The organism is Ferrovum sp. JA12, from assembly GCF_001431705.1.
Lineage (GTDB): Bacteria > Pseudomonadota > Gammaproteobacteria > Burkholderiales > Ferrovaceae > PN-J185.
Genome location: NZ_LJWX01000001.1, coordinates 161,049 through 188,025, shown reverse-complemented (window position 1 = coordinate 188,025; position 26,977 = coordinate 161,049). Strand labels below are relative to the sequence as shown.

Genomic DNA, 26,977 nt, shown 5'->3' with positions numbered 1-26,977 from the left:
GTCTTTACCTGCCGTATAAAGAGCTTATTATTATTTTATAATCATAGCCGATTTCAAAGAACTTCTCCACAGTATTAGCCCGGCAATAATCATAGGCAGGCTTAGCCATTGGCCCATACTTAATCCCAAATCCAATAAACCCAGAAAGTTATCGGGCTCGCGGGTGAACTCCACAAGAAAACGAAAGCTACCGTAACCCATTAAAAAGTAAGCGGATAACACACCAGTGGGGCGCTGTTTTCTGCTCGCGAGAAATAAAAAAGTACCCAGCACTAGCCCCTCGAGGAGAGCCTCATAGAGCTGTGAGGGGTGACGAGCAATGAGGTCTGTATTGGGGAAAATCATCCCCCAGGGAAGCGAAGTGGGGCGTCCTGGTAATTCGCCGTTAATAAAATTACCCAAGCGCCCAAAGCCCAGACCAAAGGTGACAAGAGGGGCCACAAAGTCGGTGATATCTAGCCAACGGCGTTGGCTTCTTCTGGCAAATAAACTACTCGCCACAGTTACCCCTAAAAAACCGCCGTGAAAGGACATGCCACCCTTCCATAAAGCCACGATTTCTAGAGGATGAGAAAAATAATACTCAGGTTTGTAAAAGAGCACATAGCCTAATCGACCACCAACAATGACTCCAAACACCACATAAGTCAATAATTGATCAACCTCCTCCACGCTCCACTTTAACCAGGGTTGTGTGTTAATACGCCAGCGTCCAGCATAAGAGCCTGCTAAAAAGCCAAATAAGTACATCAGTCCATACCAGCGAACAGTCAGGGGGCCTAAATGGATTGCTACAGGATCAAAGTTCGGGTGCACAAGCATGATCAACGCCTTAAAAAAGAAGAATTACGATTATACCCATGAAATCAGTGATTGAGCTCCCTTAGGGGATGGCTACAGCCCATAGATTCAATGACAGCAAAGGCTGAAATGAGTTGGCTTGGTGGCGGCAGTGACCACCATCAATGCCAGTGAGTGTGAAGGTCCAGGTCATAACCGCTAGAGAGATTTAGCATCGATGTCCTGTAGCACAGTGGCATGGGTAGCGGCAGTTGGTCAATCACTCATGCAGCAGGATGAGTTTTTCCTCTATGAGTGGGGTAAAAGAGGTTCCATGACTCGCCTGAATAGTCCGGGGAAATTAGCAAGCGTCCCCATGACAGCGTAGCCATAGGGCATTTTGGGCGCCGCAGCCACGTTTTCCAGTGCATTCAGATCTTTACCGGGATTAATGTGGTGGTCCACATGGCGGCAATTGTTGAAGGAGACTACCGTGGTAATCCAGTTATCGCAGTCCCAGGTATGAGTCGGGCCCACACGCTCATAACGACCATTGATCTCTTTGCGATACAGCGACCAATGTTGTATGAAGGTAATGGAGGCATCTACCATATACATAACGATGGTTTGGCAAGTTAAAAATAGGACCCCCTTCCAACCTGCAAAATAACCTATCACTAGATTGATGAGTCCGTAAAAGAAAATGGGACCATATACCTCTGACCAGAGATTGTCACGTGATCGGGCTATTTGAATACCAAGACGCAATTGTTTTATCATATTGCGTTGTGAGAAGCTGGTGAGATTGTCGTTAACGTTAGTGTATAAACTGTCCTTAGGTGTGCCCACTAACACATGGTGTCCTGCCCCATGTTCTTGAGTGTAATGGCCAAAGCAGACGCTAGTAAAAAACCATTTTGCTAAGCGTTTATCCCAAATATTTCTGCTGTGTCCTAACTCGTGCCCAAGGGCATTGCCTGAGCTCCCTGCCGCATAGCCTGACCCAGCTCCCGCCAACATCACTAACCACCACGCATAATGCGAGGCTAGTAAGGCCCCTAAAAGACCTTGAATAGTAATCACCGCCAGCACACAACGCAGTGTCCAAAAACTCCAGTAGGGGATAGGGCCTTGATATCGTTGGAACAGAAGTTCTAGAATAGGCAAGGCAAATAAACCAATCCATAGTGGCCAGCCTGGATGACCTAGCAGGAGACAAAGGCTCGGTAAAAAGGCAAAGGCTATGGCGATGGAGGCACCTACGAGGGCCATAGGGTGAGTAATGGGTTGTCTAGTTGAAAGGCTCATAGTAGTAAAGTAAACAACATAAAGTACGCTTACGTACTAATTGTAATACTTTTATGACATATTTGACAAGTTTGAGTTCACACATTGATTCTATTTTATTCATTATCGTCAGAAAATATATGACATGTAGCAATAATCATCTAAATTTTATATCTATTCGTAATTTTAGGTAGAATAGCGAATTACATCGATCAATTCACATGAGAGAGCACCATGGTAGCTAACTTGATTCAACCTGTAGTGTTATGTGGTGGGAGTGGCACACGCTTGTGGCCGCTCTCAAGAAAAGCTTTCCCCAAACAGTTTGTTCCTCTCATTGATAATAAAAGTCTATTGCAACTCACCTTTGAGCGCTTAAAACTGATCAATGAAAATGTTCTGACGGTATCCTCTGAGGAGCATCGTTTTTTAGTGGATGATGGGGCAACCCTTGCTCAGGTTAAGGCCACACATTTACTGGAGCCCGTTGCTCGAAATACCGCCGCAGCGCTGCTCTTCGCGGCACTTACTACCCAAGAAGATGACGCTTTACTGTTATGTTGTCCGGCGGATCATTTTATTCCTGACGCTCAAGCTTTTGCGGACATGATTGAGGCGGCTAAAAGTGCTGCGCTAGCGGGCGCATTAGTGACTTTTGGCGTTGTGCCAAGCGCACCTAGCACGGCTTACGGCTACATTCAGGCCTCAGAGGAGAGCGTGGCGCCTCATTCACTAGTTCATCGGGTCGAGGGGTTTATTGAAAAGCCTGACGCGAAGCGCGCTGTAGAGTTATTAAGTAACCCTCGTTGTTTATGGAATGCTGGCATTTTCTTAATGCGCCAAGACGCTCTGATAACAGCTTTTGAGCAGTATGCTCCAGCTATTTTATCGGCAGTTAAAACAGCATTATTAACAGCACAAACAGATCACCATTTTATCCGCGTCGACGCACAAGCTTATCAACATATTCCTGCACAGCCCATTGATATTGCCATATTTGAAAAAGCAGATAACGTGGCAGTGATGCCTTTTAAGGGCGTATGGAGTGACGTGGGCAGCTGGAGTGCCTTAGCGGAATTAACGCCTGCTGATCCATTTGGCAACCGACTCATCGATCAAGCTCACGTACTCGAGAGTCAAAATAACTTTATTTATGCCAAACATCGACCTGTTGTGGCTCTTGGGGTAAATGATCTGATTATTGTGGATACTCAAGATGCGCTACTTGTGACACACCGTGACCAGGTGGAGAAAGTCAAGCAAGTGGTCAGTCATCTGCAGGACGCTGACGTGCCAGAGGCTTTGCAACATCGACGAGTACCAAGACCTTGGGGTGAATTCGACTCCTTGGACAAAGGGGAGCGTTTTCAAGTGAAACGTATCACCGTTAAGCCAGGCGGTCGGCTATCTTTACAAATGCATCATCATCGCGCAGAGCATTGGGTGGTAGTAAAGGGTGAGGCCACCGTCACCCGTGATGAGGAAGTCATTATCCTGAAAGAAAATCAGTCTATTTATATTCCTTTGGGAGTTAAGCATCGTCTCGAAAACTTAACCACAGAAGCCCTTGAGCTCATTGAAGTGCAGTCAGGCAGCTATCTTGGCGAGGACGATATTGTTCGTTTTGAAGATGGGTATGGGAGAAAATAAATGTCTATCAAAGCCGTTGTGTTTGATGCTTACGGAACACTGTTTGATGTGTATTCAGTAGGGGCCTTAGCGGAACAGTTTTTTTCCAGGTCAGGGCTCATCACTCTCTCTCCTTTGGCGGGATAAACAAATTGAGTACACGCGCTTAATTACGCAGAGTGATCCCCATCATTCACTGGGTAGTAAATACTATTTACCCTTTGAGGAGTTGACCCGCCGAGCTCTTCGCTATGCGGCCAAACGACTTTCTTTATCCTTGACGCAGAACAGGGAAGAGCAGTTGATGGCAGCCTATGATCATTTGACTCCCTTCCCAGAAAATATCGGGGTGTTAAAAAGTTTAAAAGAGAAAAATATTCGTACTGCTATTTTATCTAACGGTTCCCCTGAGATGCTGGATAAGGTGGTCAAAGCCGCTGGCTTTGATGTTTATCTTGACGCTGTCCTCTCGGTGGAGACGGTGCGATTATTTAAAACGGCTCCAGAGACCTATAGTCTTGCCTTGCGCGAGTTCTCTTGTCCTAAGCAACATATTCTGTTTGTTTCCAGTAATGGATGGGATGCGCTCGGCGCCACTTGGTTTGGCTTCAAAACCTGTTGGGTGAATCGCTATCAGATGCCCTTGGAGGAAATTGGTGAGCCCCCAACTAAAGTGGGCAGTCAGTTAACGGATATTTTAGAGTTATTGGTCTAAATATGAACAAGTGGTACGTGGTACAAACTAAACCGCGGCTCGAAGAACGCGCCGAGATGGAATTAATGAATCAAGGCTACAGCGTCTACTTGCCTAAAATTGTGGTTGAAAAGAAAAAAAACAACACAATAGAAAAAGTGTGCGAACCCTTTTTTCCTCGCTATTTGTTTATTCACTTAAACTATATCCATGATGACACCTACACCATTCGTTCTACCCGTGGGGTAGGGAAGGGATTATTACTCTTTGGTGAGAAGCCCGCTACCATTCCTGATGAGATCATTAACGATATTCGTAGAATGACTGAGGAATCGGCGCAACATCCTCAGCCCTTATATCATCAGGGTGATGTGTTACTCATTAAAGAGGGGCCTTTTAAAGGGCTAGTGGGTATTTTGGATAACATTAGTGAGGCCAAGACGGGGGAGGCACGAGCATTGATTCTGGTGGAGTTATTAGGAAAAGTGCAGCGTCTCACTTTTCCTATCCAGCAGATTGTTCTCGCTTAAAGTAAATCTCGGTTAAGTAATAACGCTAAGCGAATACCTGCTTCCTCTAATTGGATACGAGCGATATGTTGAGCGGCACGAAAGTGATTGGGTTCAGAGTAATAACTGCGATCACCACTCTTGAGCAAAGGTTGGTAAATTAACTCTTTAGCTGTTCTAAAGGACTCCCAGGCCCAATCCACTGGATCACCTTGTTGCCAGTGACGAAGGGTGTTAACGGTGATGGTTTTATTTAAAGACTGAGCAATCAATAATGGATCAGAACCCAGAGAGAGAACAATGCGGGTATCCCAAAAATGGTGTAATGACATGTTCTTATGATTGACTAAGAGACGGATTTTATTTCCCCCGCTGTCATGGTGATCACTGGCGTGTAGGGGTTGGTGTAGATCCCCGACAAAATGAATGAGGAATTTTAATGCCAGTAGAGCTTCTTGCTGCTCAGGGATCTGTGGGCTGGAATGATAGGCTTTTAATTCCGCTGAAAAAGCTTGAATCCTATCCACCACGCAAGCATGACTCGGCCCTTGGCTTGCTAGACCTGAATAGGCGGGATGGTGATAACAGGCGGCGTTCAAATCAGGGTGATCTATGTTGAGGTCAACAAAGTGCCATAAATGGGTCTGTTGATAGGCATCGACGCTGTCATGATGTCTTTGGTTACGATAGCGATCAGCCCAGGTGGCTATAGCAATGGGATCGCTGGCTGTTAAGGTGTTGTGATCCGTGGCGATCAGTTGTTGTACAACTTGTTGACTATGCGGGGTCAAGTGTTGCCAAGCAATGGCCATGACCACTTCGTGGCCTAAATCACCCCACGCCGATGCTGAGGAACAAAAAAAGGACAAAATTAGTCCAATTAAACCTTGATAGTAAACGCAAGGCCTAGGATAATATTCTTTTACGTATTTTTTATGGAGAAAGTGTGCCATGTCAGTTAAAGATGTCATAGATAATCAAGTGAAATCCAATAAAGTTGTGTTGTACATGAAAGGTAGCCCGGATTTTCCTCAATGTGGTTTTTTTTTCTGCTAACGCGGTCAAAATCTTACGTCAAAGTGGTGTTAACGACTTTTTGGCCGTAGATGTTTTACAAGACCCTGAAATCCGTCAAGGTATCAAGGAATACGCCAATTGGCCAACCATTCCACAACTGTACATCAATGGTGAGTTTGTTGGTGGTTCTGATATTCTCACAGAAATGTATCAAAATGGTGAATTAAAAGAGATTCTTTAATCACTGTGACGCGCGGCTTCACGAATTACTTTTTCACGGTATGAGTCAAGTCGCGTGATGTATTCACGGGTAGTTTTAGGCATGGGCGTGCGTGCACGAATAATATCGCTAATGATTGACTGCCCTTGACTAATCAGGCGTACCCCTTCATCTTGCAAGCGGTTATATTCTAGACTGGCATTGTCTTTTGCTTGCGGTCTAAAGGCCAACAGGCGTTCACTGGCCACCACAAAATTTGGCCATACAGTAAAAATGGCGTTATCGGTTTGCAGTGTCTCTACCTTAAGGTGAGCCGTTTTATTGACCGCTTCGATTAAGGGTTGGATGCCATCATAAGCGCGTTCAGACATGAATGTCTTGGTTAAGGCTTGACCAATGCGATCCACATCTCGCATGGTGGAAGCGATTTTAATATAGCGGCTCTCATAGAAAGCTTCCACAGGAATGGAGAAGGCGTGTAAAGGTTCCCCCCACAACTCATCAATACCCTCCTCGCCGCTACGATGTAAGACAAGCCGTCCAAGACCTAAGGCCTCTTGTAGGCAACGACCGCATTCACGGAGTAAGCCATTATCCGAGCTAATTTCAACGCCTAAGGCTTGGATTTCCACCAGTTTAGTAATAATATCGGTAGCACGATTGAACAAAGATCCCGCTAGCATGGCCCCTTTCACTCTTTTTAAATTGGGGTCAGTTTCCTCTTCGTAGCAAGATCTGGCGTCGTTGAGCTTTGAGCCCGGTATATTAATACCATGCTCCACATGATTAAAAAGTCGTCGAGTGAGTGCCGTAATCAGTTGTTTCTTGGCGGTTAAGGTGTCAGCGGGAGGAGCGTAATATTTAATCCAATATCCATCATAAAATACCCGCTCTTCGCCCTTAATTATACGGCGTGATCCTGGTAATGTGGCTTCTCGATCCATAGTCTGTTGTCTTTTGTAGTACTTAGTAAAATAATTTTACACTAATTTAGCCCAACATCCCCTGAGTTAATCGAGGCAGTCGATTAAGATCCAGATGAGTGGATATCTTAACAAATCCTGCCTGTTCCATGGCGTTTTGAACAAAGACTTCCTGATTATAACCGTGCTCTATAAACATATACCCAGGTCTTTTTAGAAAACGCGGAGCTTGCTCAATGATGCATGCCAAAGCTTGCCTACCCTGAGGCCCGGAAGTGAGTGCGATCTCTGGCTCAAAGGGTAAACCCTCTCCCTTGAGATGGGGGTCTCCCATTGCAATATAAGGAGGATTGGAGAGGATCACATCAAAGGTGTCTGTCACGCTATCAAACCAATCACTCGTGAGCCAAGAAATACGTGAAGCAGAATCTTGAACCAAACGCTGGGCATTGTGCTGCGCCACGGCGAGTGCTGATGAAGAAATATCCGTGGCAGTGATACGCAGGGTTGGGCATAACAGACTTAAGGTGATGGCAATGGCCCCTGATCCCGTGCCCAAATCGATGGCTGACGGGTGAGCCAAGCTCCGAATGACTTTGTGCGCTTCTTCAACCAATAACTCTGTATCAGGGCGTGGAATGAGTACTGCTGGAGTCACTTGGAAAGTAATACCGTAGAATTCTTGTTCCCCTAAAATATAGGCTAAGGGTTCACCGGTTTGTAAACGAGACAGACATTGAAGAAATAAGTGTTCTTGATGTTCTGATAGAGGGTCCTCCGCATGAGCTAGTAAATAAGCATAATCACGACGGGTAATATGTTCCAGGAGTCGACGTCTTTCAAGACGCAGGGGATCTCTGACATTCAAGGCATCCGCAACAATCATTCCTCACCTAGGTTGGCTAATAACTCTGCTTGATGTTCGGCCATGAGAGCAGAAGTTAACTCATTAATATCGCCATCCATCATGGCATCAATTTTATATAACGTTAAATTAATGCGATGATCGGTCACTCTTCCTTGAGGAAAATTATAGGTCCGAATGCGTTCAGAGCGATCTCCGCTACCAATTAATGATTTACGTGTAGCAGCTTCTTTGGCCTGTTGCTCTCTATATTGTTTATCTTTAATACGAGCAACCAAAACCGCCATAGCCTGTGCCTTGTTTTTATGTTGACTCCTGCCATCCTGGCACTCCACCACAATCCCCGTAGGAAGGTGGGTGATCCGTACCGCGGAGTCGGTTTTGTTAATGTGTTGACCTCCCGCGCCACTGGCCCTAAAGGTATCAATCCTCAGCTCCGATGGATTAAGGGTGACATCGCCCACTTCATCGGCCTCTGGCATCACCGCCACGGTACACGCTGAGGTATGAATACGACCTTGAGTTTCTGTTTCAGGGACCCGCTGTACACGATGACCACCTGATTCAAATTTTAAGCGTGAATAGGCGCCATGCCCTTCAATTCTAAAAATAACTTCTTTAAAACCGCCCACCTCTCCATCGCTGTGGGAGATGATTTCAATGGGCCAACCTTGTCGTTCGGCGTAACGTGAATACATTCTAAAGAGAGAGCCAGCAAACAGAGCGGATTCATCCCCGCCGGTCCCAGCTCTGATCTCCATAAAAATATTTCGATCATCATTAGGATCCTTCGGTAGGAGTTCATGTTGAATATGGGACTCAATATGCTCTATCTGTTCCTTTCCTGACCTCATCTCGTCTTCAGCAAACCCTTTGAGTTCAGGATCCTGCAACATCATTTGCGCAGTTTCAATGTCTTGCATGGCTTGTTGGTATTGATGAAACAAGAGAACCACCGGTGTAATGTCGGCATGCTCTTTAGTCAGTTTACGATATTGATCCATATCATCAGTAATATGCGGGTTTGAGAGCAACAAATCAATTTCATTCAGACGTTGATCAAGAGCGATCAGTCTTGTTTTAAGTGAATCTTTCATGGAAGTTAAGAATCCTGATTACGGATAAAGAGTTTATGGGCTGCATCAACTAAATGTTGTTGATGTTCACCTTGAGTTTGATTAAGTGCTTGAGTGGGATGATGCAGGAATTTATTCATTAAACTATTGGCCAGTTGTTCAACAACTAACTCCGCGGGTTCACCTCGAGATAAGGCCTTTTTGGCTTTTTCTAATTCACTGCGACGATAGCTGTCGGCGTGCTCACGTAGCTTTTTAATGGTCGGAACTACTTCTCTTGCCTGCATCCAATGCACAAAGTCTTGCACTCTATGCAAAATAATTCTTTCTGCTTCCTCGACCGCCGCTTGTCTTGACTCTTTGTTTTCTTGGATAATGTTACCCAAGTCATCCACGGTATATAAGAATATATCAGCAAGCTTTCCCACTTCAGGTTCGATATCTCGGGGGACCGCCAAATCCACTAACACCATGGGCTTGTGCCTTCTTGTTTTCAAGGCATTTTCAATCATGCCTTTACCAATTAAGGGCAGGTGACTTGCTGTACAAGAGATGATGACATCATGACGAGGAATTTCTCTGGCCAGTTCAGAGAGGGTAACCGCTTGACCGTTAAATCGCTCAGCCAGTAATCGTGCGCGCTCCAGCGTACGGTTGGCTATGGTGACTTGTTGGGGATGTTTGGCTACAAAATGTGTGGCGACCAGTTCAATCATTTCTCCCGCGCCAATAAACAAAATCTTTTGCTCATTGATATTGCCTAACACGCTGTTGGTCAGTTTAAGGGCAGCTGCTGCAAGGGAGACAGATCTCTCCCCGATCGCTGTTTGACTGCGTACTTCCTTGGCCACAGAAAAGGTAATTTGAAAGAGTTTGTCTAACATGGGACCCAGTGTTCCCGCTTCACTGGCCACCCTTACCGCTTGTTTTACTTGACCTAAAATCTGTGGCTCCCCCAATACCATTGAATCTAACCCTGAGGCAACTTTAAAGGCATGATGGGCAACGGCTGTTCCATTGAGTTGGTAGAGGTATTGACTGATGTCAAATTGTCCCAAATGATGATGTCGCTGTAGCCACTCAGTAATGGAGGTGGGAGATTGATTGCGTACGTAGATCTCGGTGCGGTTACAAGTGGATAAAATAACCGCTTCGTCACTGTGGGTGTCTTGGGTGAGCCGTAGTAGAGCAGGGATTAATTGCTCATCATTAAAGGCAATTTTTTCGCGCACAGCAACCGGAGCGCTGTCATGGTTGAGCCCAAAAGTATGTATAAAAGAAGTTGAATCAGCCAATCCGCTAACCAATACAATAAGTGAAGAATAATTCCATTATAACTGTCTTATCCTAACTCTGTCCTTTAATGTGTCAGAACAGGTTCGCTCCCCTTAGGGTAAAACACCCACATTTGTCCCGATTGCCGCATAGCCCCTGCTTCTTGGCCGGCATTAGAACCGGTTCCCCAATAAAAATCCGCTCTCACTGCTCCTCTAATGGCCCCTCCCATGTCCTGAGCAAACATCAGCTTAGTGAGTGGACGTGTGCGGTCGGGATAGGTGGTATTGAGGTAAATAGGGCTACCCAGTGGAATGGCCCGTGTATCCACCGCCAAACTTGCCTGGGGCGTGAGTGGGACACCCAAAGCTCCAATGGGATCGACCAAGTTATCAGGTAGAATTTTGAAAAACACATAACTGGGGTTTTGGTTGAGGAGATGATGCAGTTGGTTAGGGTGCTTATGTAACCATTTTTTTATGCCGTTTACTGACGCATGACTCAGCGTTAATTCTTTTTGATCAATTAAATATCGACCAATTGAGCGGTAGGGGTAACCATTTTGGTCAGCATAGCCTAAATGAAGATGAGCACCATGATCCAGAATAATTTGCCCAGAACCTTGAATTTGCATAAAAAACAAATCCACTGGGTCGTGAACAAAGGCGAGTACTGGCGCATTGAGCGGTGGATCCGCTAAGTCGATATCGGCCCTCGATAGGTACGGAACCACCTTTTGGCCTTGAAGCCTGCCGCGTAACCGTTTACCCTTGAGTTCAGGCACGATGGCCCCTAAGTCGATGGTTAACAGATCCTTGGGTTCGGCGTAGATGGGGTAGTTATAATAATGTGTACGAGTCAGGCTACCCTTTAACACAGGCTCGTAATACCCAGTAATCAGCCCGTTAGGAGTGTCGTCGGCATTCTTAATTTGCCATACATCAAAGTGGTTTTCAAAAAAATGCAGTTGTGCTGAGGCCGAGACCCCTTCACCAAGAGCCTTAGCGGCGGAGCAAATCTTGTTCCAATGTGGTTTATTTTGTAAGGTTGTGCACTGCCTGAGAAGAGCTGTCCAGGCCTCAGGATGAACCCCTTTATGCCAATCAGGAAGAGACGCAAAGTCTGTTTTCACAAAATGAGGAGGTTGATATCCCGCAATAGGAGGGCTGGGCGAGGGGCAAGTCACCGGGGGCGGACTCGTACCTTGAGAGGGCTCCTTATCTTGGGGGAGACTCGCGCATCCTGTTACAAACAGTAATAAAAGTAAAGTGAAATGCTTCATCATAGATTCAAGTATTAATATTATAACGATTTCTTTAAAAATTAAAAAAAGAATATCACAGCGTCTCTGAAGCGAAGTGCACACTCTGATAGAATAAAACCCAGATCAATAATTTTAGGGGGAGAGAAGATGTCTTATAAGATTGCACCGAGTTTGTTGTCTGCCGATTTTGCTAAACTGGGACAGGAGGTTACCGAGGTTATCCAAGCGGGAGCTGACTTAATTCACTTTGACGTGATGGATAATCACTATGTCCCAAACTTGACTATTGGCCCCTTGGTCTGTGAAGCGATTCGATCCTACGCCACGGTTCCGATTGATGTGCATTTAATGGTCAAACCGGTGGATCGTATTATTCCAGACTTTGCTAAAGCGGGGGCCGGAATTATCAGTTTTCATCCTGAGGCCAGTGAACATATTGACCGGACAATTGGTCTGATCCATGATCAAGGATGTCGGGCAGGGTTGGTGTTTAATCCCGCCACTCCCCTTAGTTACTTAGATCATGTTATGGATAAATTGGATTTAATCCTCATTATGTCAGTGAATCCGGGTTTTGGTGGCCAGTCTTTTATTCCTGAAGCCTTAAATAAATTACGTGAAGTGAGATCTCGAATCAATCAATCGGGACATGATATTTTGTTAGAAATAGACGGTGGCGTGAAGGTGGATAATATTCATGCCATCAAAGAGGCTGGAGCCGATACGTTTGTTGCGGGATCGGCAATATTTAATACGCCAGATTATCTTGCAACTATTTCTGCTATGCGCAAAGAGTTGAGTCGATGACAAAAGATGAGTTTATTGCCTTAAGTCAATCAGGATATAACTTAATTCCTGTTGTGAAAACGCAATTGGCTGATTTGGATACCCCCCTTTCCGTCTACGCCAAATTGGCCCAAGCTCCTTATACTTTTTTGTTGGAGTCAGTGCATGGGGGGGAGCGCTTTGGTCGCTATTCTTTCATTGGTTTACCTGCTCAAAAACGTATTCGAGTGACCCAATACCAAGTGGTCATTGAAACTGAAGGGATGGCCACAGAGACCTTAACTGTTGAGAATCCCCTGGATTTTATTGAACATTACCAGGGACAATATAAAGCCGCTCCCATTAAATCGTTACCCCGTTTTTGTGGGGGCTTAGCCGGTTATTTCGGCCATGACATTATTCGCTACATTGAACCCCGGTTGAGTCAGGGTTGGAAAGAGGATGATATCGGAACACCTGATATTCTCTTGTTAGTGACCACTGAGTTAGTGGTGATTGATAATCTGTCAGGGCAGTTGCACTTAATTGTTTATGCTAACGCCGCGCATCCGCAGGGTTTTGAACAAGCGGTAAAACGCTTAGACGAGTTATCTCTTGAACTTAAAAAACCGCCAGTATTACCGGAGTTACTGATCAGCGAGTCAGAGGAATTACTTAACGACACCGATCAGCAATGGCATGAGAGCGCCATCAAACGAGCACTTGATTACATTACAGCAGGCGATATTATGCAGGTGGTGTTGAGCCGTCGTATGCATCGAAGCTTTACAGCCAAGCCCTTGGCCTTATATCGGGCCCTCAGAAGACTTAACCCGTCGCCCTATATGTTCTATTACAACATGGGTGACTTTTATGTGGTGGGAGCCTCGCCGGAAATTTTAGTGCGCCTAGAACAGGATAAAGTCACCTTAAGACCTATTGCTGGCACAAGGCCTCGTGGGCAAGACGAGCTTGAGGATGACGATTTGGCCAGGGATTTGTTAAATGATCCCAAAGAAATTGCCGAGCATATTATGTTAATGGACTTGGGTCGCAATGACGTGGGTCGGATTGCTCAGACGGGGTCGGTGATCGTTACAGAAAAAATGGTGATTGAGCGTTACTCCCACGTCATGCATATTGTCTCAAATGTGGAAGGGAAGCTCAAACCAGGTTTGAAGGCCATGGATGTCTTAAAAGCCACTTTTCCGGCAGGCACCTTAAGTGGCGCGCCGAAGATTCGTGCCCTTGAAATTATTGATGAATTGGAGCCACTGCGCCGAGGGGTATATGGTGGGGCGGTGGGGTATCTTGATTATTCGGGAAATATGGATTTAGCTATAGCCATTCGCACGGCAGTGATTAAGGACGAAGTGTTATATGTCCAAGCAGGCGGTGGAATTGTCGCAGATTCCGAAGCGGCCAACGAATGGCAAGAAACGGTTAATAAGTCCCGTGCCGTTCACAAAGCGGCTCAATTAGCAGAACAAGGACTTAACTCGCCATGACAGATAACTCTCATCAAGACCACTCTAAAGGGATCCCGACCCCCCCCCGTAGACTAGAGAGAGTATGCCCTCTGCCATGGGAGCATCCGGTAAGCATTCAGCAGGCTGAGGAGTTAAAGCGACGCCAACAGGAGATTATGGATAATCCCTCCTATGTTGAGCCTGATCGTGATGTGTCCTTTATCCATGAAGACGAGTTAAGAGGCGTTCGTTTGCAATTGGATTACACCAAAGCTGAGGCCACCATGAATGCCTATGGCATTCATCATGCGATTGTGGTGTTTGGCAGTACTCGCTTAAAAGACGAGAGAGTGGCTAAAATGGATCACGAGTTAATCTTATCCAAATTGGCAGCCGACCCTACTAATTCGGCTTTACAACAAGAGGTCCGTCTATCGGAAAAACAGGTTGGATTGTCACGGTATTATGAAGTGGCTCGTCAGTTAGGTCGATTAGTGGGGCAGTCAGGTCATGGACCGCAGGATTCAAGTTTAGTCATTATGACAGGAGGGGGCCCCGGTGGCATGGAGGCGGCTAACCGAGGAGCCTTTGAGGTGGGGGCTCGCACCGTGGGCTTAAACATTACCCTGCCCAGAGAGCAGTACCCCAATCCCTATATCACACCGGGGTTATGTTTTCAGTTTCACTATTTTGCTTTGCGTAAATTGCATTTTATGAAACGCGCAGTCGCCTTGGTGGCAGTGCCTGGAGGCTATGGCACCTTAGATGAGTTGTTTGGCGCATTAACCCTCATTCAAACCAGAAAAATTGCCCCCATTCCCATTGTGTTAGTGGGTGAGAGTTATTGGCGTGAGGTGGTTAACTTTGAACGGCTATTGGAATATGGCAATATTGATCAAGAAGATTTGAATCTTTTTTGGTACGCGGAAACCGCTGATGAGGTGTGGTCTGGTATCAAAGAATGGCATCGTAATAATGGAACTGATATTTTTGATGGTGAAGGACATATTCTACCTAGAACCAAATCCTCACTGCGGCCCGACCCTATTTAGTGATTGAAAAACCTATGCTGTTAATGATTGATAATTATGATTCGTTCACCTATAACCTAGTCCAGTATTTTGGTGAATTAGGTGAGGAAGTCTTGGTCAAAAGAAATGACGACATCACTCTGCAAGAGGTCATTCAACTCAAGCCAAGTTATATCGTGATCTCCCCTGGTCCCTGTAGCCCCAAGGAAGCGGGTATATCCGTGGAAGTGATTCGTCAATTAGCTGGACACATCCCCATCCTGGGTGTGTGTTTAGGTCATCAAGCCATTGGCGAGGCCTTGGGTGGTAAGGTGATTCATGCTAAGACTGTGATGCATGGTAAAGTCTCCCCCATCTTTCATCAGCATCAAGGAGTTTTTACGGATCTTCCCAATCCCATGAAGGCCACTCGTTATCATTCGTTAGCTGTTGAGAGGGAATCGTTACCTGCTGAGTTAACAGTGACCGCCTGGACCCAGGATGGAGAAATCATGGGCTTAAAACATATCCACTATCCATTAGAGGGGGTTCAGTTTCATCCTGAATCCATTCTAACGGAACAGGGGCATCAGCTACTGAATAATTTTCTTAATCTGTATCGCACAAATAATTAGACATATTAATAAACTCTTCTAAGCTCAGCGTTTCAGCACGACGCTGAGAATCCATTCCGAGCTCGCGCCATTGGTGGTCACTCACCCAACCTTTAAGCGTTGAGCGAAGCATTTTCCTTCTTTGAGAAAAAGCTGTCATCACCAGTTTTTCAAAATGTTTCTCATTGTGTGCAGTGAGTTGCTCTGGGGGTTTGGGCATTAGTCTGACCATAGCAGACATCACTTTTGGTGGGGGATCAAAGGCTTCGGGCGGCACATCAAACAAATGCTCCAGATTATAGCGGTAGGACATCATCACCGTTAAACGTCCGTAGTCTCGGCAATTGGGTAACGCCGTCAAGCGATCGACCACTTCTTTTTGAAGCATAAAATGAGCGTCCTGCCATTGAGTGGCACCATCATTTAAGTGAAACAGTAAGGGGGTGGAAATATTATAGGGGAGGTTTCCAAAGAGACGATAACCCTGTGGGAACTCTTTAAAATTGACCGCCAGTACATCGCTGTCAATAATGGATAACTTATCCTTGTATTGGGTTTGTTGTTGCCAATAGTCAATTAAGTTTCTATCGAGTTCAATGATGGTGAGATGATTTAACTCGGCCAATAAGGGATGAGTGAGCGCTCCTAAGCCTGGGCCAATTTCAATGACATGATCGGTTTGCTTGAGATGGCTGGCTAGAATAATCTGTTTAATAACAGATTGATCCACCAAAAAATGTTGCCCAAAGCGCTTTCGAGGAATATGTCTGGCCATTATGTTTGCATGGATAAAGCGGTGTCAATGGCTTGTTTTAAGCTGCCCGTGTCAATCAAGCTCTCTTTTTTGCCAGCCAGTGACAAAGCGGTTCCATGATCAACGGATGTGCGAATGATAGGTAAGCCCAGGGTAATATTCACGCCCTGACCAAAGCTTTTGGTTTTTAATACAGGGAGGCCTTGATCATGATACATGGCAAGAACACAGTCCACTCCTTGAAGTACCTCATCAAGAAAGAGAGTATCGGCAGAGAAGGGGCCGTCAATATGTTGCCCCAATGCACGGCAGCGTTCTATCACGGGAGAGATAATGGTGATTTCCTCAAGGCCCAAGTGACCATTCTCACCTGCATGAGGGTTGAGGCCAGCAACCTTAATAGTTGGCTGCGGGATCCCAAAGCGATGAATTAATCCCTGATGAAGGATTTGTATAGTTGAAAACAAATCCTCTTCTGTAATGGCGCTGGCAACGCAACTTAACGGTAAATGAGTGGTGGCCAAAGCTACCCGAAGATGGCCTCCCTCTAACAGCATGACCACTTTAGGGACAGTAAATTTATGTGCCAAATATTCTGTGTGGCCAGTAAACGGAATTCCAGCCTCTTCGATAATGCTTTTTTGAATGGGACCCGTAACCAAAGCGTGGCTTATGCCCTGCGCGGTTAACTCCGCCGCACTATTGAGGGCTTCTAACACATAAGGGGCATTAGCGCTGTTCAGTTGCCCTGGTGTCACAGGGGATTTCAGAGGATGATGCCATACGTAAACGGCTCCCTGGCATTGTTCGCTATGATGAGGATCAAATTCCTCGTAATCGAATGGGATGCCTAACAGGGCGGCCCGTGAGCTCAGTAAGTGCTGGTCAGCGCAAAAAATCAGTTGGGCCTCACACTGAGCTTGATGGGCTAATAATACGGCGAGATCAGGTCCTATCCCTGCGGGTTCGCCCACTGATAGGGCAATCCGTTTATTATATTTAGTAGTCATCGGTTCTTATATCGACGTAGGCATTATCCCTGAGTTGGCGAACCCATTCATCGAACAATTCATCGGTTTTACGGGCGGTAATGCCTTGTCTAATAGCTGCCATACGTCCTTCCAGAGACGTATCATTTTGTCGCTCACCCACCAATTGAACAATATGCCAACCCAAGGCGGTTTGAAAGGGTTGACTGATGTCGCCAACATGAAGAGGGACCAGTTCTTTTTCAAACTCCGGCAGGGTCTCTCCTGCTGTAATCCAACCCACGTCGCCCCCGTTGTTCCGACTGTCATCTTCGGAGGCCAAGCTGGCTACTTTGGCAAAGTCTTCCCCACCCCGTAAACGATCATAGAGGGATAAAATCTTTCTTTTGGCTTCCGCTTCTTGCCCTGGATTGACTTTCACGAGGATCTGACGGACATGATACTGAGTTATTTTTTTGGCACTAGCGCCACCGCGAACATCTAATAATTGAATCAAATGAAAACCGTTGGAGGTTTCTAAGATCTTACTCACATCGCCTGCATGCATGGTTTGTAAGGCTTCTACAAACAGAACGGGAAGGCGAGATGAGGGACGCCAGCCTAAGTTCCCACCTTGAAGTGCATCGGGCGCATCTGAATAACTGGCGGCCACTTGAGAAAAAGCTGTACCGGATTTAATAATATTTAAGGCTTTTTCTATTTTTTTTCGGCTCGCTTCGCGTTGATCTCTGGTAGAGTTTTCCGGGACTGCAACATAAATATGGGCAATTTCATATTCTTCTTGTGCGTTGGCACCTAATTTTTTTTCTTGGGCCAGTTGTGCTTTGATTTCACTGTCACTCACTTGAACTTTGTTATCCACTTCTCTTTTCTTTAATTCAGCCAACAGCATTTCAGTGCGAATTTCTTCACGAAATTTTTTAACTGGAACCCCTTCGGTAGTGACTTGCTTGTAAAAATTCTTAACGGATAAATGATTACTGGCAGCGATTCTTTCAATTGCTTGATCAAGTTGTGAGTCTTCCACGTTAAGCCCCATCTCAATAGCGTATTGTTTTTGTACTGAGTCATAGATCATTTTTTCCAATACTTGCCGCATCAGGATTTTTTTATCTGGTAAGGGAATATTTTGTTGTTGAAGTTGTTTCGCAATTAAGTTGGTTTTGTCTGCCAAATCTGAGGAGGTGATCACGTCAGAGTTAACCACGGCCACAATCCGATCAATCACATCAGGGGGAGCTGGTTGTTTATCAACAGCCCCTGCTGCAAAGCCATATAGCAATAATAAGTAAATAAAGGCTGAAGTAAAAATTTTCTTTAGAGATATCATGGGGTATCAAGGGTAGTGGTTTTAACGTAACCTGGAATATTCAGCAGTAGTGACTGCAGTGGGTTTTGCCCTAAACCAAGTCCTCCTAATTCTAATTGAATAAAAAATGCAGAGTTGGTTTGAATCGATGACACTGCAAATCGTGTACTGACTAAGCGTAATGCCCAACAACCTTGATTATACTCAATTCCCATCAAACCTTGCATGACTTGATTGATAATTGTCGAATAGGACACTCGCCCGAGGACTGATATTTGTTGTGTCACCGGCCATTGTGTAGACACATCCCACTGGCGAATCGGAAAATAGGAAAAGGTTTGAATGGTGTTGTTATACACCTGCGCTGGCGTAATCGTGGGGTTAATCGTAAAGAATTGATTAACATTATTTTGATAGCCAACATTAACTAGTTTTCCTGGGGCCGGTGAGTAATTACCATAAATATAAATCTGTTCTGTTTGATGGGTTTGTGCGTTTAAATCAAGGGTGCCGCTGAATTTCCATTTGTTATTAATATTTGCACTGGCTTCAGCAATATAGTCTGACACGCTATAAGGGTAAGCGGCTTCCCCTGGCAGCAATACTTGATTTTGTGTGAAATAAAAACGTTGCCCCACCATGAGTCTTAATTCCTCAATTTGCGAGGTGGGTTCAATAAACCGAGAGGTGACGGCTGCCGTTAACTGGTTTGCATTATTGATTCGATCATAACCATTAAATTGGTTTTCTGAGAATATGGTCGTTGAGTCAAAATTAGCCAGGGAAGTATCAAAAACCGGAAACTGTGACTGATTTTGATAGGGGATATATAGGTAGTAAAGCCTGGGCTCCAGGGTTTGTGTATAGCTATGACCCAGTAGAGAGTCGTTTCTTTCAAAAATCAGCCCCGAGTCTACGCTCGTAATGGGTAACGTTCTTGTTAAGGTTGAGGAGGGATAGCCTGCTTGATTCGCAAATTCAGTTAAATTGTATTGCGTCAGGTTAAGCCCCGTTTTGAATTTAATAAAACTATAACTATTGTGAAATGGAAAAGTGATGGAGGGGTAACTCACAAAGCGATCGGCGCTCGTGACAGATTGTTGTGCGGCATTGTAGACAATCCCGTTGTAATTAGAATTACCATTAATGTAAAAACCCGGACTGACAAAGTTAGTGTACTGATTGACAGCATCAATAGCGTAATTTCCACTCTCACTGATTTTAGAATAATTGGCATTAATTTGTGGCTCCATCCGGTATTGAGGCGTGGCGCCGAATAATGTTTGGTATGAAATAGATTGTAAATTAATGGTCCAGTTAGGGATACGGTTGTAAGTTAAGTTAATGTTTCTTGGTAAATATGCCAAAGCCAAGGGTGACAACAGTGAACTCAAATCGTTAAAGTAATTGGGGTCAGACACTTGCTCGATGTCCGTGGATACCCCAACACCTGGTGCAATAGCGTAATTATTTTTCCAGCTATAAAACCAACGGGAAGTATTGGTTTGTACATCATGAGGAAGAATTTCAGTGATTAAATCACCAGAGAAGGCGGGTTCTAGGTAACGAAAATCATTCCCCAACTGAATACCCCTGGCACTCATGGTTCTTGGAGTAAGGGTGTCGTCAAAATTAGGCGCTAAATTAAAATAATAGGGAATAGCGTAATCCTGTCCGGTGCTGGTACTCGCCCCAATGGTCGGAGACAAAAACCCGGATTGACGTGAACCATTGAGAGGGAAGGTGAGCTGGGGAGCATACAATATGGGAGTGCCCATAAAATCAATGGTCCCGTTATGGGCGGTTCCTTTGTTGGTTTCTTGATTTAAATCCAGGGAGCTTGTATTAATACTCCAATCGTCTCGTCCAATGGGGCAGGTGGTGTAAGAACTATTGATACCATGTTCCTGATGATCGTTTAAGAAGTTCATTAAGGAGGCGCTTACCCTGGCCCCCCAGGGTCGATCTGGGGTTGGGGCGTAAAACAAAGTTGGATTGTCGAAAAAGCCTTGATGGGTATCCATATTCAATACACCATGGGGTCCGTCTACGGTAATTAACCCATCTTTGACCAAATGAACGTGGTCTGTCGCATCGATGGTGTTGGTTTGTTGTTTGAAGTAAATGTGGTCAGCGAATAAAGACAGGCTGCCGCGACGTGCTTCAGCGTGCCCATCTGCTTGAGCCACAAAACCATTTTGAGATACCACATGATCACCACGGATAAATACAACCTGCTCGTTATCAGGGAGGGGCGGGATAGATAAACGATATTTTTTTGCGGGTTGCAGTATAAGGGCATGATCAATACTGTCTTCAGCTAAAGCCTCCCATGGCAATAGTAGTAACAATATGAGCAATCTACGGAATAAAAAAGGCGGCATCAGACAGTCAATTCATTGTTTAATTTTGTTAAAATCTCATAAAGTAAGTCTTATTGCAACGAAGATCAAGGATGACATGGATCAGAGATTTCAGGCACTCATGACATGGCTCAATGAGAGCCATCCCGTTTCGGCCAATGAGGTTATCCCAGCCTCAGCTGATGCTTCCCATCGACGATATTATCGATTCTCATGGCAGGGGGAGTCATTTATTGTGATGGATGCCCCGCCAAACTTAGAGGATTGTCGTCCTTTCATCACCGTGCAACAGCAATTGTACCAAGTTGGCGTAGCTGTGCCTGAGATTTTTCGTCAGGCACCCGAGTTGGGTTTTTTATTATTAACGGATTTTGGCACTGAGACGTTTTTACAGAGAGTGTCGCACTATCCCGATGAGGCTAACCTATGGTATCAACAAGCCTTGCAGGCACTTATTCCCATCCAAAAAAACAGTCAGCCAGGAATATTTCCAGATTATTCTGAACAATTGTTGCGTCATGAAATGGCTTTATTTAACGACTGGTATGTGACGGTAGAAAAAAAGATGGTGCTGAGTGACGAGCTCACCGTCTCCTTAAATAAAGCGATAGATCGCATCATAGCCAGTATAATGAAACAAAAGAGGGTGTGGGTGCATCGTGATTATCATAGTCGTAACCTAATGATTTATAAGGGAGGGTTAGGCATTATTGATTTTCAGGATGCGGTCTACGGACCGCTGACTTATGACCCGGTCTCCCTACTCAGAGATGCTTATATTGCTTGGCCTGAAGAGCAGCAGTTGGATTGGTTGATCCGCTACTGGCAAGAGCTGCGACGGGAAAACATGTTAGAAGACAATGACTTTTCTCAGTTTTATCGTGATGTTGAGATGATGGGAATTCAACGACATTTAAAAGTGGTGGGTATTTTTGCAAGACTGGCCCACCGAGACCATAAATTGAGTTATTTGGCGGATATTCCCCGTGTTTGGGGATACTTAAGAAGTGCTGTCTCCCGTTATCAAGAACTGTCTCCGTTAATGAGAGTCCTGGATTATATTGAAAATAGCCATGTGGATACAGGGTATACCTTTTGATTACTGAGGTCATGATTCTTGCGGCAGGCCGCGGGGAGAGAATGCGTCCATTGACGGATACTATGCCAAAACCCCTACAACTTGTGAAGGGCAAGACGCTGATTGAAAGACATGTGGAAGCGCTGGCTCGAGCGGGGGTAGAGCACATTGTTATAAACCTGTCTTGGCTGGGTCACCTGATTGAAAAGGCGCTGGGTGATGGCAGTCGCTTCCAGGTAACAATTGATTATTCTGTTGAAGAGAGCGCCTTAGGCACGCTTGGGGGAATTGTTAACGCTCTTCCCTTACTCCAAGAAGAACAATTTTTGGTGCTGAGCGCAGATATTTTTACAGATTTTGATTTTCAGCCCTTACTCAATAGATCCCTTGAGAATCAAGATGTGGCGCATCTTGTATTAATTGAAAAGAGCCCCTTTGAAGGGGACTTTTCTCTTCATTTAGACCGCGTTCAAGAGCCTAACCAGACTGCCTATACTTATGGCAATATGGGTCTATATCAACGGCAGGCTTTAACCGCTTTTCCCTCTGGACAAGTGTTGGACTTGGGACAATATCTGAGGCAGGCAGTCGCTCGACAACAGGTGAGTGGACAACTTTTTACAGGATTGTGGTCTAACATCGGTACGATAAATGAATTAACGAGAATTAACCAACTAATGAGTCGATAAATGATAGGGCTGATCGAGCAAGATTTCAAACAAAGACGACAACGCTTAGCTCGTACTTTAAAAGAAGGGGTATTCATCCTATGTACTGCCCCCCAAGTTATCAGAAACGCTGATACGCATTTTAATTATCGTTGGGATAGTAATTTTCACTATCTCACGGGTTTTAAAGAGCCCAATGCAGTATTACTGATGATTATTCATGATGGCCTGTCACAGGATATTTTGTTTTGTCAGCCGAAAGATCCTGACAAAGAAATATGGGATGGTCTTCGTCTGGGGCCAGAGGCTGCGGTGGAAGAGCTCGCTATGGATGAGGCCTATTCAATTCATGAATTGAATGACCGGTTATCCCATTATCTGACCGATCAGACCACGATTTTCTCCACTTGGGGTAATAAAAGCCCCTTGGAAGAGAGTATTGTTAACGCTATCAACGACATCAAGTCGAGGGCTAGGCAGGGCGTGAGCGCTCCCAGTCAATGGGTAGATGTACTCTCCAGTATCCATGAAATGCGTTTAATTAAAGACTCATCAGAAATTGCAATCCTGCGCCATGGAGCTAACATTGCAGCTCGGGCCCATAATCGTTCTATGCTGGCTATAAAAGATGCGCGCTATGAGTATGAGATTGAGGCGGTAATTCTGCATGAATTTAAACACTCCGGTGCCGACGCCCCGGCCTATCCGTCAATTGTTGCGGCGGGAAACCATGCCACGATACTTCACTATATAGAAAATAATGGGAGCCTCAATAAAAAGGACTTAATGTTGATTGATGCGGGTTGTGAATGGCAAGGCTATGCCTCTGACATCACGAGAACCTTTCCGATGAGCGGGTCCTTTTCGGGAGTACAAAAAGAATTATATGAAATAGTATTAGATGCACAAATGAAAGCCATTGACTGCATTAAACCGGGTATTCAATTTAATGATTACCATCTGTGCGCTGTTCGAGCCTTGGTTGCGGGATTAATTGATTTGAAACTCTGCACTGGAACAGTGGATGGCGTTATTGAGTCAGGGGATTATCGGCGTTTTTATATGCACCGAACAGGTCATTGGCTGGGTAGAGATGTTCATGATGTGGGGCAGTACAGTGTTGAGGGACAATCTCGTCGTCTTGAGCCAGGTATGGTCATGACGGTTGAGCCGGGACTGTATATCAGAGCAGATTCCTCGGTCCCAGAACAGTTTCATGGGATTGGTATTAGAATTGAAGATGACGTATTGGTGACGCACCAAGGGGTTGAGATACTCACTAATCAAGCTTATAAAACAGTGGATGAAATTGAGTCATGGATGAATCAGTAACCTGGGATAAAGTAGATATTGCGGTGATTGGAGCTGGACCGGTGGGTTCTGCCGTCGCATTGGGACTCTCTGGTTTTGGGTTGAAGGTGGTTCTTCTTGAGGCCCGTGATCATCTCCACGCGGATGAAAAAAGAACTCTTGCTCTCTCGCAGGGGAGTCGTGACATATTAGAGAATATTCATGCCTGGCCCTCCACGGCCACAACATCTATTAAAAAGATTCATGTCACAGATAAAGGTCATTGTGGCCAAACGCTGTTAACTGCCGATGAAATGGGTTTGCCAGCTTTAGGCTATGTCCTAAAGTATAACGTATTGGTCGACACCCTTCTCCAAGCCCTTAACAATACCTCGGTTAACATCGAAACCAGCTCTCCTGTTGTGCAGGTTACCTCAGGTGAAGGGTTTGCCGAGATTGACATAGGCGGCGAGAGACCAAGAAAGATGATCGCTTCCCTGGCCATTTTAGCGGACGGAGGGAAACAGTTAACCGCCTCATTATTTAAAAACAAGTATGAAAGTGTGTATAAACAAGTGGCCTTAGTGGCCCATGTCACCTGTAGTAAAGCCCATGAGGGAATGGCCTATGAACGATTTACCGCTGATGGGCCGGTGGCGTTGTTACCCTTTGAGGATCATTACGCATTAGTGTGGACTGGCACGCAAGAGAGAGTGACAGAGTTATTGGCTCTCCCTGACGAGAGCTTTCTGACAGCACTGCAGAGCCATTTTGGATATCGATCTGGGCAGTTCTTAACTGTCAAGGCAAGAAACAGTTATCCGCTAACCTTAAAAGTTGTTGAAAGCCTTACTAAGCCCCATCTCATTTGTATTGGTAATGCGGCGCAAACCATGCATCCTGTGGCAGGGCAGGGCTTTAATCTTGGTTTGCGGGATGCCAAGGCTCTCACGGAAGTGGTTCGGCAGTTTTCTGCAAAAGGCTTGGGGGACGTCGCCTTTAATCAAGCTTACCAGCAACGACGACGATTTGACCGTATCTTTGGCATAGGATTAACCCATTTACTTGTTACGGGCTTTTCAAATAATTTTCCTGTGGTCACTAAACTACGAAATCAAGTGCTGTTCGGGATTAACGTGGTACCACCCTTAAGGCGTCTGCTCACTAAAGTCATGTTGTATGGAGTGACGGGTGTTTTAAAATGACCTATTTAACCAATGCTTCAGCTGACGCAATAATAGTAGGCGCTGGCATTAATGGGATGGCCATTGCTTTATCCCTGGCACAACATCAGCAACAGGTTTTCATTATCGATGCGGCCCTTCCCGCACAGAACCAGCATGATCAACACACCTATGACTCAAGAATTTATGCCTTAAATGAAAATAGTATTGAGTATCTGAAAAAAATAGGTGTATGGGATTTGTGTGATGAACAGCGTATCCAACCCATTAGATCCATGAAGGTGTTGGGTGATAGAAGTGGAGAGCTTGTTTTTAATGCCACTGAAAAATCTATCGATAATGATTCCTTGGGAGTGATTATAGAAAGCAGGCAAATGATTCATGCCTTACGTCAGTGTGTTCAACAGCATCCACGGATCACCTTGTTTCATGGTGACAGGGTGAGTTTGGTGGAGTTGCAAGGGGAAGAGCGTGTGGTAACCCTGGAGGATAACAGACGATTTGGCGCTAAGTTACTCATTGCCTCAGATGGCGTCCATTCCGCCACACGAAAACTATTGGGGATTAATGAGACAATCATCCCCTATCAGCATTCTGCAGTGGTTGCTAATTATCAAAGTGATCGTGATCATCTTGGTGAAGCAAAACAGTGGTTTTTACCCGATGGCGACATATTGGCTTGGTTGCCACTACCAGATAAAAAAGTATCCATGGTGTGGTCAACACAACACACTAAAGCTGAATACCTGGTCAAGGCCTCAGCGAGTGAGCGCATAACAAGCATTATCCATGCCGTGGGGTATGGTGTCGGAGCCCTTCAAGAAATCACGCCCCCGCAACGATTCCCTTTACTCATGCTGACAGTGGATCCGCTTGTGTTAGATCGGTTTATGTTATGTGGCGATGCGGCCCATGGAGTTCACCCGATGGCAGGGCAAGGTTTAAACTTAGGGCTAGCCGATGTGAGCACATTTATGGAATTATTTGAAAAGAGGGGGGGCAGTAGTGAAGATGTGGGTAATCCTCGATTATTATCGGCCTACGCCCGAAGAAGAAGAGAATCCATTCTCCTGATGCAAACCTTAACTCACTCGTTATATGTGGGATTTAACTCACCACAACCCTGGATTAGCATGGTCATGAATACTGGAATGAGTATAATTAATCAATGGCCAGGAATAAAAAAATTATTACTCAAACAAGCGGGGCACGCATGAAATACAAGATGATGGGATTAGGGCTAGTACTCTGTTTAATCTGTTGTCAGGTGGCAGAGGCGCAAGATACTAACTATGACTTGTTAAAAGAGAAAATACTGAGTAAAGTTCCCAAGCTTAAGGGGCACATACAAAGTATCCAGTCCTCCGGGGTGTGGGATCTCTACGAAGTTGACACAGATGATCATCAGATAATTTATACGGATAAAAATGTATCCTATTTGTTTGCCGGTGAGATTTATCAAACCACTAACCTTGAAAACCTGACGCAAAAAAGATTGGATACAATCAACGCTGTAGCGTGGCAAGACTTACCTCTATCTCTCGCTATCAAAAGAGTGAAAGGGAATGGACAGCGTGAGTTAGTGGTTTTTTCAGATCCAGATTGCCCCTATTGCCGTCGCTTAGAATCTGAATTAAAGAACATTAACGATGTGACAATTTATACTTTTGTCTACCCAATTGCCTCTTTGCACCCTCATGCACCGCAACGCTCTGCAGAAATTTGGTGTGCTCACAATCGCGCTCAAGCCTGGGATGAGTATCTGTTAAATAAGAAACAGATCAATAAAAACACACAATGCGATGTGTCTGATTTAGAGAAGGTGCAATTGCTAGCGGAGAAATTAAATATTAACGGCACCCCCACTTTAATATTTAAAAACGGACAAAAAGTACCCGGGGTGATTTCTGCGAATGATTTAGAGAAGCTACTGGGATCCCATTGA

General features: G+C 45.2%; 24 protein-coding genes and 2 pseudogenes. 14 read left to right on the top strand and 12 right to left on the bottom strand.

The genetic code is table 11. The annotated features are described in order from the left end of the window. Positions 1–30: 30 nt before the first annotated feature. Positions 31–822 (bottom strand): prolipoprotein diacylglyceryl transferase, encoded by a 792-nt coding sequence (lgt, locus tag FERRO_RS01060; protein WP_056929027.1) that lies wholly within the window; start codon positions 820–822, stop codon positions 31–33. A 267-nt stretch (positions 823–1,089) separates the two neighbouring features. Further along, positions 1,090–2,088, bottom strand: a complete 999-nt coding sequence (locus FERRO_RS01055) for a fatty acid desaturase (protein ID WP_082601135.1) — start codon at positions 2,086–2,088, stop codon at positions 1,090–1,092. A 213-nt stretch (positions 2,089–2,301) separates the two neighbouring features. Between FERRO_RS01055 and FERRO_RS01050 the strand changes: the two genes are divergently transcribed. The 3 genes and pseudogenes from FERRO_RS01050 to FERRO_RS01040 all read left to right on the top strand — a co-directional run bounded on the left by FERRO_RS01050 (position 2,302) and on the right by FERRO_RS01040 (position 4,920). Continuing rightward, positions 2,302–3,717, top strand: a complete 1,416-nt coding sequence (locus FERRO_RS01050) for a mannose-1-phosphate guanylyltransferase/mannose-6-phosphate isomerase (RefSeq protein WP_056929025.1) — start codon at positions 2,302–2,304, stop codon at positions 3,715–3,717. Further along, positions 3,718–4,411, top strand: a pseudogene (locus FERRO_RS01045) (haloacid dehalogenase type II). Between the two features lie 2 nt (positions 4,412–4,413). Further along, a complete protein-coding gene (locus tag FERRO_RS01040) occupies positions 4,414–4,920 on the top strand; it encodes a transcription termination/antitermination NusG family protein (protein ID WP_056929024.1) in 507 nt (168 codons plus the stop codon). On the opposite strand, the gene FERRO_RS01035 is transcribed toward FERRO_RS01040, so the two are convergent. After that, complete coding sequence (locus FERRO_RS01035; protein WP_082601134.1) at positions 4,917–5,870, bottom strand: S1/P1 nuclease; 954 nt, start codon at positions 5,868–5,870, stop codon at positions 4,917–4,919. The two genes, FERRO_RS01040 and FERRO_RS01035, sit on opposite strands and share 4 nt — an antisense overlap. On the opposite strand from FERRO_RS01035, the pseudogene grxD reads away from it, so the two are divergent. Then, positions 5,851–6,157, top strand: a pseudogene (gene grxD, locus FERRO_RS01030) (Grx4 family monothiol glutaredoxin). The gene FERRO_RS01035 and the pseudogene grxD overlap by 20 nt on opposite strands. Here the strand turns inward: grxD and FERRO_RS01025 are convergent. The 5 genes from FERRO_RS01025 to mltA form a co-directional block, all read right to left on the bottom strand. Further along, positions 6,154–7,080, bottom strand: a complete 927-nt coding sequence (locus FERRO_RS01025) for a hypothetical protein (RefSeq protein WP_056929023.1) — start codon at positions 7,078–7,080, stop codon at positions 6,154–6,156. The pseudogene grxD and the gene FERRO_RS01025 overlap by 4 nt on opposite strands. 46 nt (positions 7,081–7,126) lie before the next feature. Further along, the gene (gene prmC / locus FERRO_RS01020) at positions 7,127–7,945 is read right to left on the bottom strand and encodes a peptide chain release factor N(5)-glutamine methyltransferase (RefSeq protein ID WP_056929022.1); all 819 of its coding nucleotides are present in this window, start codon (positions 7,943–7,945) and stop codon (positions 7,127–7,129) included. Continuing rightward, positions 7,942–9,021 carry a peptide chain release factor 1 gene (prfA, locus tag FERRO_RS01015; RefSeq protein WP_056929021.1) on the bottom strand — a complete coding sequence of 360 codons (1,080 nt, stop codon included), beginning with the start codon at positions 9,019–9,021 and terminating at the stop codon, positions 7,942–7,944. The genes prmC and prfA overlap by 4 nt, the downstream gene beginning before the upstream one ends. Before the next feature lie 5 nt (positions 9,022–9,026). After that, the gene (gene hemA / locus FERRO_RS01010; RefSeq protein ID WP_239683461.1) at positions 9,027–10,295 is read right to left on the bottom strand and encodes a glutamyl-tRNA reductase; all 1,269 of its coding nucleotides are present in this window, start codon (positions 10,293–10,295) and stop codon (positions 9,027–9,029) included. A gap of 65 nt (positions 10,296–10,360) precedes the next feature. Then, positions 10,361–11,560: a murein transglycosylase A gene (gene mltA / locus FERRO_RS01005; protein WP_204374706.1), complete on the bottom strand. Its 1,200-nt coding sequence runs from the start codon at positions 11,558–11,560 to the stop codon at positions 10,361–10,363. A 126-nt stretch (positions 11,561–11,686) separates the two neighbouring features. Here mltA and rpe point away from each other — a divergent pair, with 126 nt between their 5' ends. The 4 genes from rpe to FERRO_RS00985 are packed head-to-tail and all read left to right on the top strand — an operon-like array spanning position 11,687 to position 15,418. Then, positions 11,687–12,346, top strand: a complete 660-nt coding sequence (rpe, locus tag FERRO_RS01000; RefSeq protein ID WP_056929020.1) for a ribulose-phosphate 3-epimerase — start codon at positions 11,687–11,689, stop codon at positions 12,344–12,346. Beyond that, entirely contained in the window at positions 12,343–13,812 is a 1,470-nt protein-coding gene (gene trpE, locus FERRO_RS00995) for an anthranilate synthase component I (RefSeq protein WP_056929019.1), read from the top strand. Before rpe ends, trpE begins: the two co-directional genes overlap by 4 nt. Then, positions 13,809–14,825: an LOG family protein gene (locus tag FERRO_RS00990; RefSeq protein ID WP_056929018.1), complete on the top strand. Its 1,017-nt coding sequence runs from the start codon at positions 13,809–13,811 to the stop codon at positions 14,823–14,825. The genes trpE and FERRO_RS00990 overlap by 4 nt, the downstream gene beginning before the upstream one ends. Positions 14,826–14,839: 14 nt before the next feature. Next, positions 14,840–15,418 (top strand): anthranilate synthase component II, encoded by a 579-nt coding sequence (locus FERRO_RS00985; protein WP_056929017.1) that lies wholly within the window; start codon positions 14,840–14,842, stop codon positions 15,416–15,418. On the opposite strand, the gene rsmA is transcribed toward FERRO_RS00985, so the two are convergent. Genes rsmA through FERRO_RS00965 form a run of 4 tightly spaced genes read right to left on the bottom strand, consistent with a single transcriptional unit; the run spans position 15,393 to position 20,800 of the window. Further along, positions 15,393–16,172 carry a 16S rRNA (adenine(1518)-N(6)/adenine(1519)-N(6))-dimethyltransferase RsmA gene (gene rsmA / locus FERRO_RS00980; RefSeq protein ID WP_056929016.1) on the bottom strand — a complete coding sequence of 260 codons (780 nt, stop codon included), beginning with the start codon at positions 16,170–16,172 and terminating at the stop codon, positions 15,393–15,395. The two genes, FERRO_RS00985 and rsmA, sit on opposite strands and share 26 nt — an antisense overlap. Further along, a complete protein-coding gene (gene pdxA, locus FERRO_RS00975; protein WP_056929015.1) occupies positions 16,172–17,161 on the bottom strand; it encodes a 4-hydroxythreonine-4-phosphate dehydrogenase PdxA in 990 nt (329 codons plus the stop codon). The genes rsmA and pdxA overlap by 1 nt, the downstream gene beginning before the upstream one ends. Further along, positions 17,151–18,470 carry a peptidylprolyl isomerase gene (locus FERRO_RS00970; RefSeq protein ID WP_056929014.1) on the bottom strand — a complete coding sequence of 440 codons (1,320 nt, stop codon included), beginning with the start codon at positions 18,468–18,470 and terminating at the stop codon, positions 17,151–17,153. The genes pdxA and FERRO_RS00970 overlap by 11 nt, the downstream gene beginning before the upstream one ends. Continuing rightward, a complete protein-coding gene (locus FERRO_RS00965; RefSeq protein WP_160318079.1) occupies positions 18,467–20,800 on the bottom strand; it encodes an LPS-assembly protein LptD in 2,334 nt (777 codons plus the stop codon). Before FERRO_RS00965 ends, FERRO_RS00970 begins: the two co-directional genes overlap by 4 nt. Positions 20,801–20,909: 109 nt before the next feature. On the opposite strand from FERRO_RS00965, the gene FERRO_RS00960 reads away from it, so the two are divergent. Genes FERRO_RS00960 through FERRO_RS00935 form a run of 6 tightly spaced genes read left to right on the top strand, consistent with a single transcriptional unit; the run spans position 20,910 to position 26,977 of the window. Beyond that, positions 20,910–21,911, top strand: a complete 1,002-nt coding sequence (locus FERRO_RS00960) for an aminoglycoside phosphotransferase family protein (protein ID WP_056929012.1) — start codon at positions 20,910–20,912, stop codon at positions 21,909–21,911. Further along, entirely contained in the window at positions 21,908–22,579 is a 672-nt protein-coding gene (locus FERRO_RS00955; RefSeq protein WP_204374705.1) for a nucleotidyltransferase family protein, read from the top strand. The genes FERRO_RS00960 and FERRO_RS00955 overlap by 4 nt, the downstream gene beginning before the upstream one ends. Further along, positions 22,580–23,890, top strand: a complete 1,311-nt coding sequence (locus tag FERRO_RS00950; RefSeq protein WP_056929011.1) for an aminopeptidase P N-terminal domain-containing protein — start codon at positions 22,580–22,582, stop codon at positions 23,888–23,890. Continuing rightward, the gene (locus FERRO_RS00945) at positions 23,875–25,053 is read left to right on the top strand and encodes an FAD-dependent monooxygenase (protein ID WP_056929010.1); all 1,179 of its coding nucleotides are present in this window, start codon (positions 23,875–23,877) and stop codon (positions 25,051–25,053) included. Before FERRO_RS00950 ends, FERRO_RS00945 begins: the two co-directional genes overlap by 16 nt. Next, positions 25,050–26,249, top strand: a complete 1,200-nt coding sequence (locus FERRO_RS00940) for an FAD-dependent monooxygenase (RefSeq protein ID WP_056929009.1) — start codon at positions 25,050–25,052, stop codon at positions 26,247–26,249. Before FERRO_RS00945 ends, FERRO_RS00940 begins: the two co-directional genes overlap by 4 nt. Then, entirely contained in the window at positions 26,246–26,977 is a 732-nt protein-coding gene (locus FERRO_RS00935) for a DsbC family protein (protein ID WP_056929008.1), read from the top strand. The genes FERRO_RS00940 and FERRO_RS00935 overlap by 4 nt, the downstream gene beginning before the upstream one ends.

What these genes read in the sequence shown, in the direction of transcription:
- lgt (WP_056929027.1), bottom strand. Translation starts at nt 822, where the DNA reads ATGCTTGTGCACCCGAACTTTGATCCTGTAGCAATCCATTTAGGCCCC.
- FERRO_RS01055 (WP_082601135.1), bottom strand. Translation starts at nt 2,088, where the DNA reads ATGAGCCTTTCAACTAGACAACCCATTACTCACCCTATGGCCCTCGTA.
- FERRO_RS01050 (WP_056929025.1), top strand. Translation starts at nt 2,302, where the DNA reads ATGGTAGCTAACTTGATTCAACCTGTAGTGTTATGTGGTGGGAGTGGC.
- FERRO_RS01040 (WP_056929024.1), top strand. Translation starts at nt 4,414, where the DNA reads ATGAACAAGTGGTACGTGGTACAAACTAAACCGCGGCTCGAAGAACGC.
- FERRO_RS01035 (WP_082601134.1), bottom strand. Translation starts at nt 5,870, where the DNA reads ATGACATCTTTAACTGACATGGCACACTTTCTCCATAAAAAATACGTA.
- FERRO_RS01025 (WP_056929023.1), bottom strand. Translation starts at nt 7,080, where the DNA reads ATGGATCGAGAAGCCACATTACCAGGATCACGCCGTATAATTAAGGGC.
- prmC (WP_056929022.1), bottom strand. Translation starts at nt 7,945, where the DNA reads ATGATTGTTGCGGATGCCTTGAATGTCAGAGATCCCCTGCGTCTTGAA.
- prfA (WP_056929021.1), bottom strand. Translation starts at nt 9,021, where the DNA reads ATGAAAGATTCACTTAAAACAAGACTGATCGCTCTTGATCAACGTCTG.
- mltA (WP_204374706.1), bottom strand. Translation starts at nt 11,560, where the DNA reads ATGATGAAGCATTTCACTTTACTTTTATTACTGTTTGTAACAGGATGC.
- rpe (WP_056929020.1), top strand. Translation starts at nt 11,687, where the DNA reads ATGTCTTATAAGATTGCACCGAGTTTGTTGTCTGCCGATTTTGCTAAA.
- trpE (WP_056929019.1), top strand. Translation starts at nt 12,343, where the DNA reads ATGACAAAAGATGAGTTTATTGCCTTAAGTCAATCAGGATATAACTTA.
- FERRO_RS00990 (WP_056929018.1), top strand. Translation starts at nt 13,809, where the DNA reads ATGACAGATAACTCTCATCAAGACCACTCTAAAGGGATCCCGACCCCC.
- FERRO_RS00985 (WP_056929017.1), top strand. Translation starts at nt 14,840, where the DNA reads ATGCTGTTAATGATTGATAATTATGATTCGTTCACCTATAACCTAGTC.
- rsmA (WP_056929016.1), bottom strand. Translation starts at nt 16,172, where the DNA reads ATGGCCAGACATATTCCTCGAAAGCGCTTTGGGCAACATTTTTTGGTG.
- pdxA (WP_056929015.1), bottom strand. Translation starts at nt 17,161, where the DNA reads ATGACTACTAAATATAATAAACGGATTGCCCTATCAGTGGGCGAACCC.
- FERRO_RS00970 (WP_056929014.1), bottom strand. Translation starts at nt 18,470, where the DNA reads ATGATATCTCTAAAGAAAATTTTTACTTCAGCCTTTATTTACTTATTA.
- FERRO_RS00960 (WP_056929012.1), top strand. Translation starts at nt 20,910, where the DNA reads ATGGATCAGAGATTTCAGGCACTCATGACATGGCTCAATGAGAGCCAT.
- FERRO_RS00950 (WP_056929011.1), top strand. Translation starts at nt 22,580, where the DNA reads ATGATAGGGCTGATCGAGCAAGATTTCAAACAAAGACGACAACGCTTA.
- FERRO_RS00945 (WP_056929010.1), top strand. Translation starts at nt 23,875, where the DNA reads ATGGATGAATCAGTAACCTGGGATAAAGTAGATATTGCGGTGATTGGA.
- FERRO_RS00940 (WP_056929009.1), top strand. Translation starts at nt 25,050, where the DNA reads ATGACCTATTTAACCAATGCTTCAGCTGACGCAATAATAGTAGGCGCT.
- FERRO_RS00935 (WP_056929008.1), top strand. Translation starts at nt 26,246, where the DNA reads ATGAAATACAAGATGATGGGATTAGGGCTAGTACTCTGTTTAATCTGT.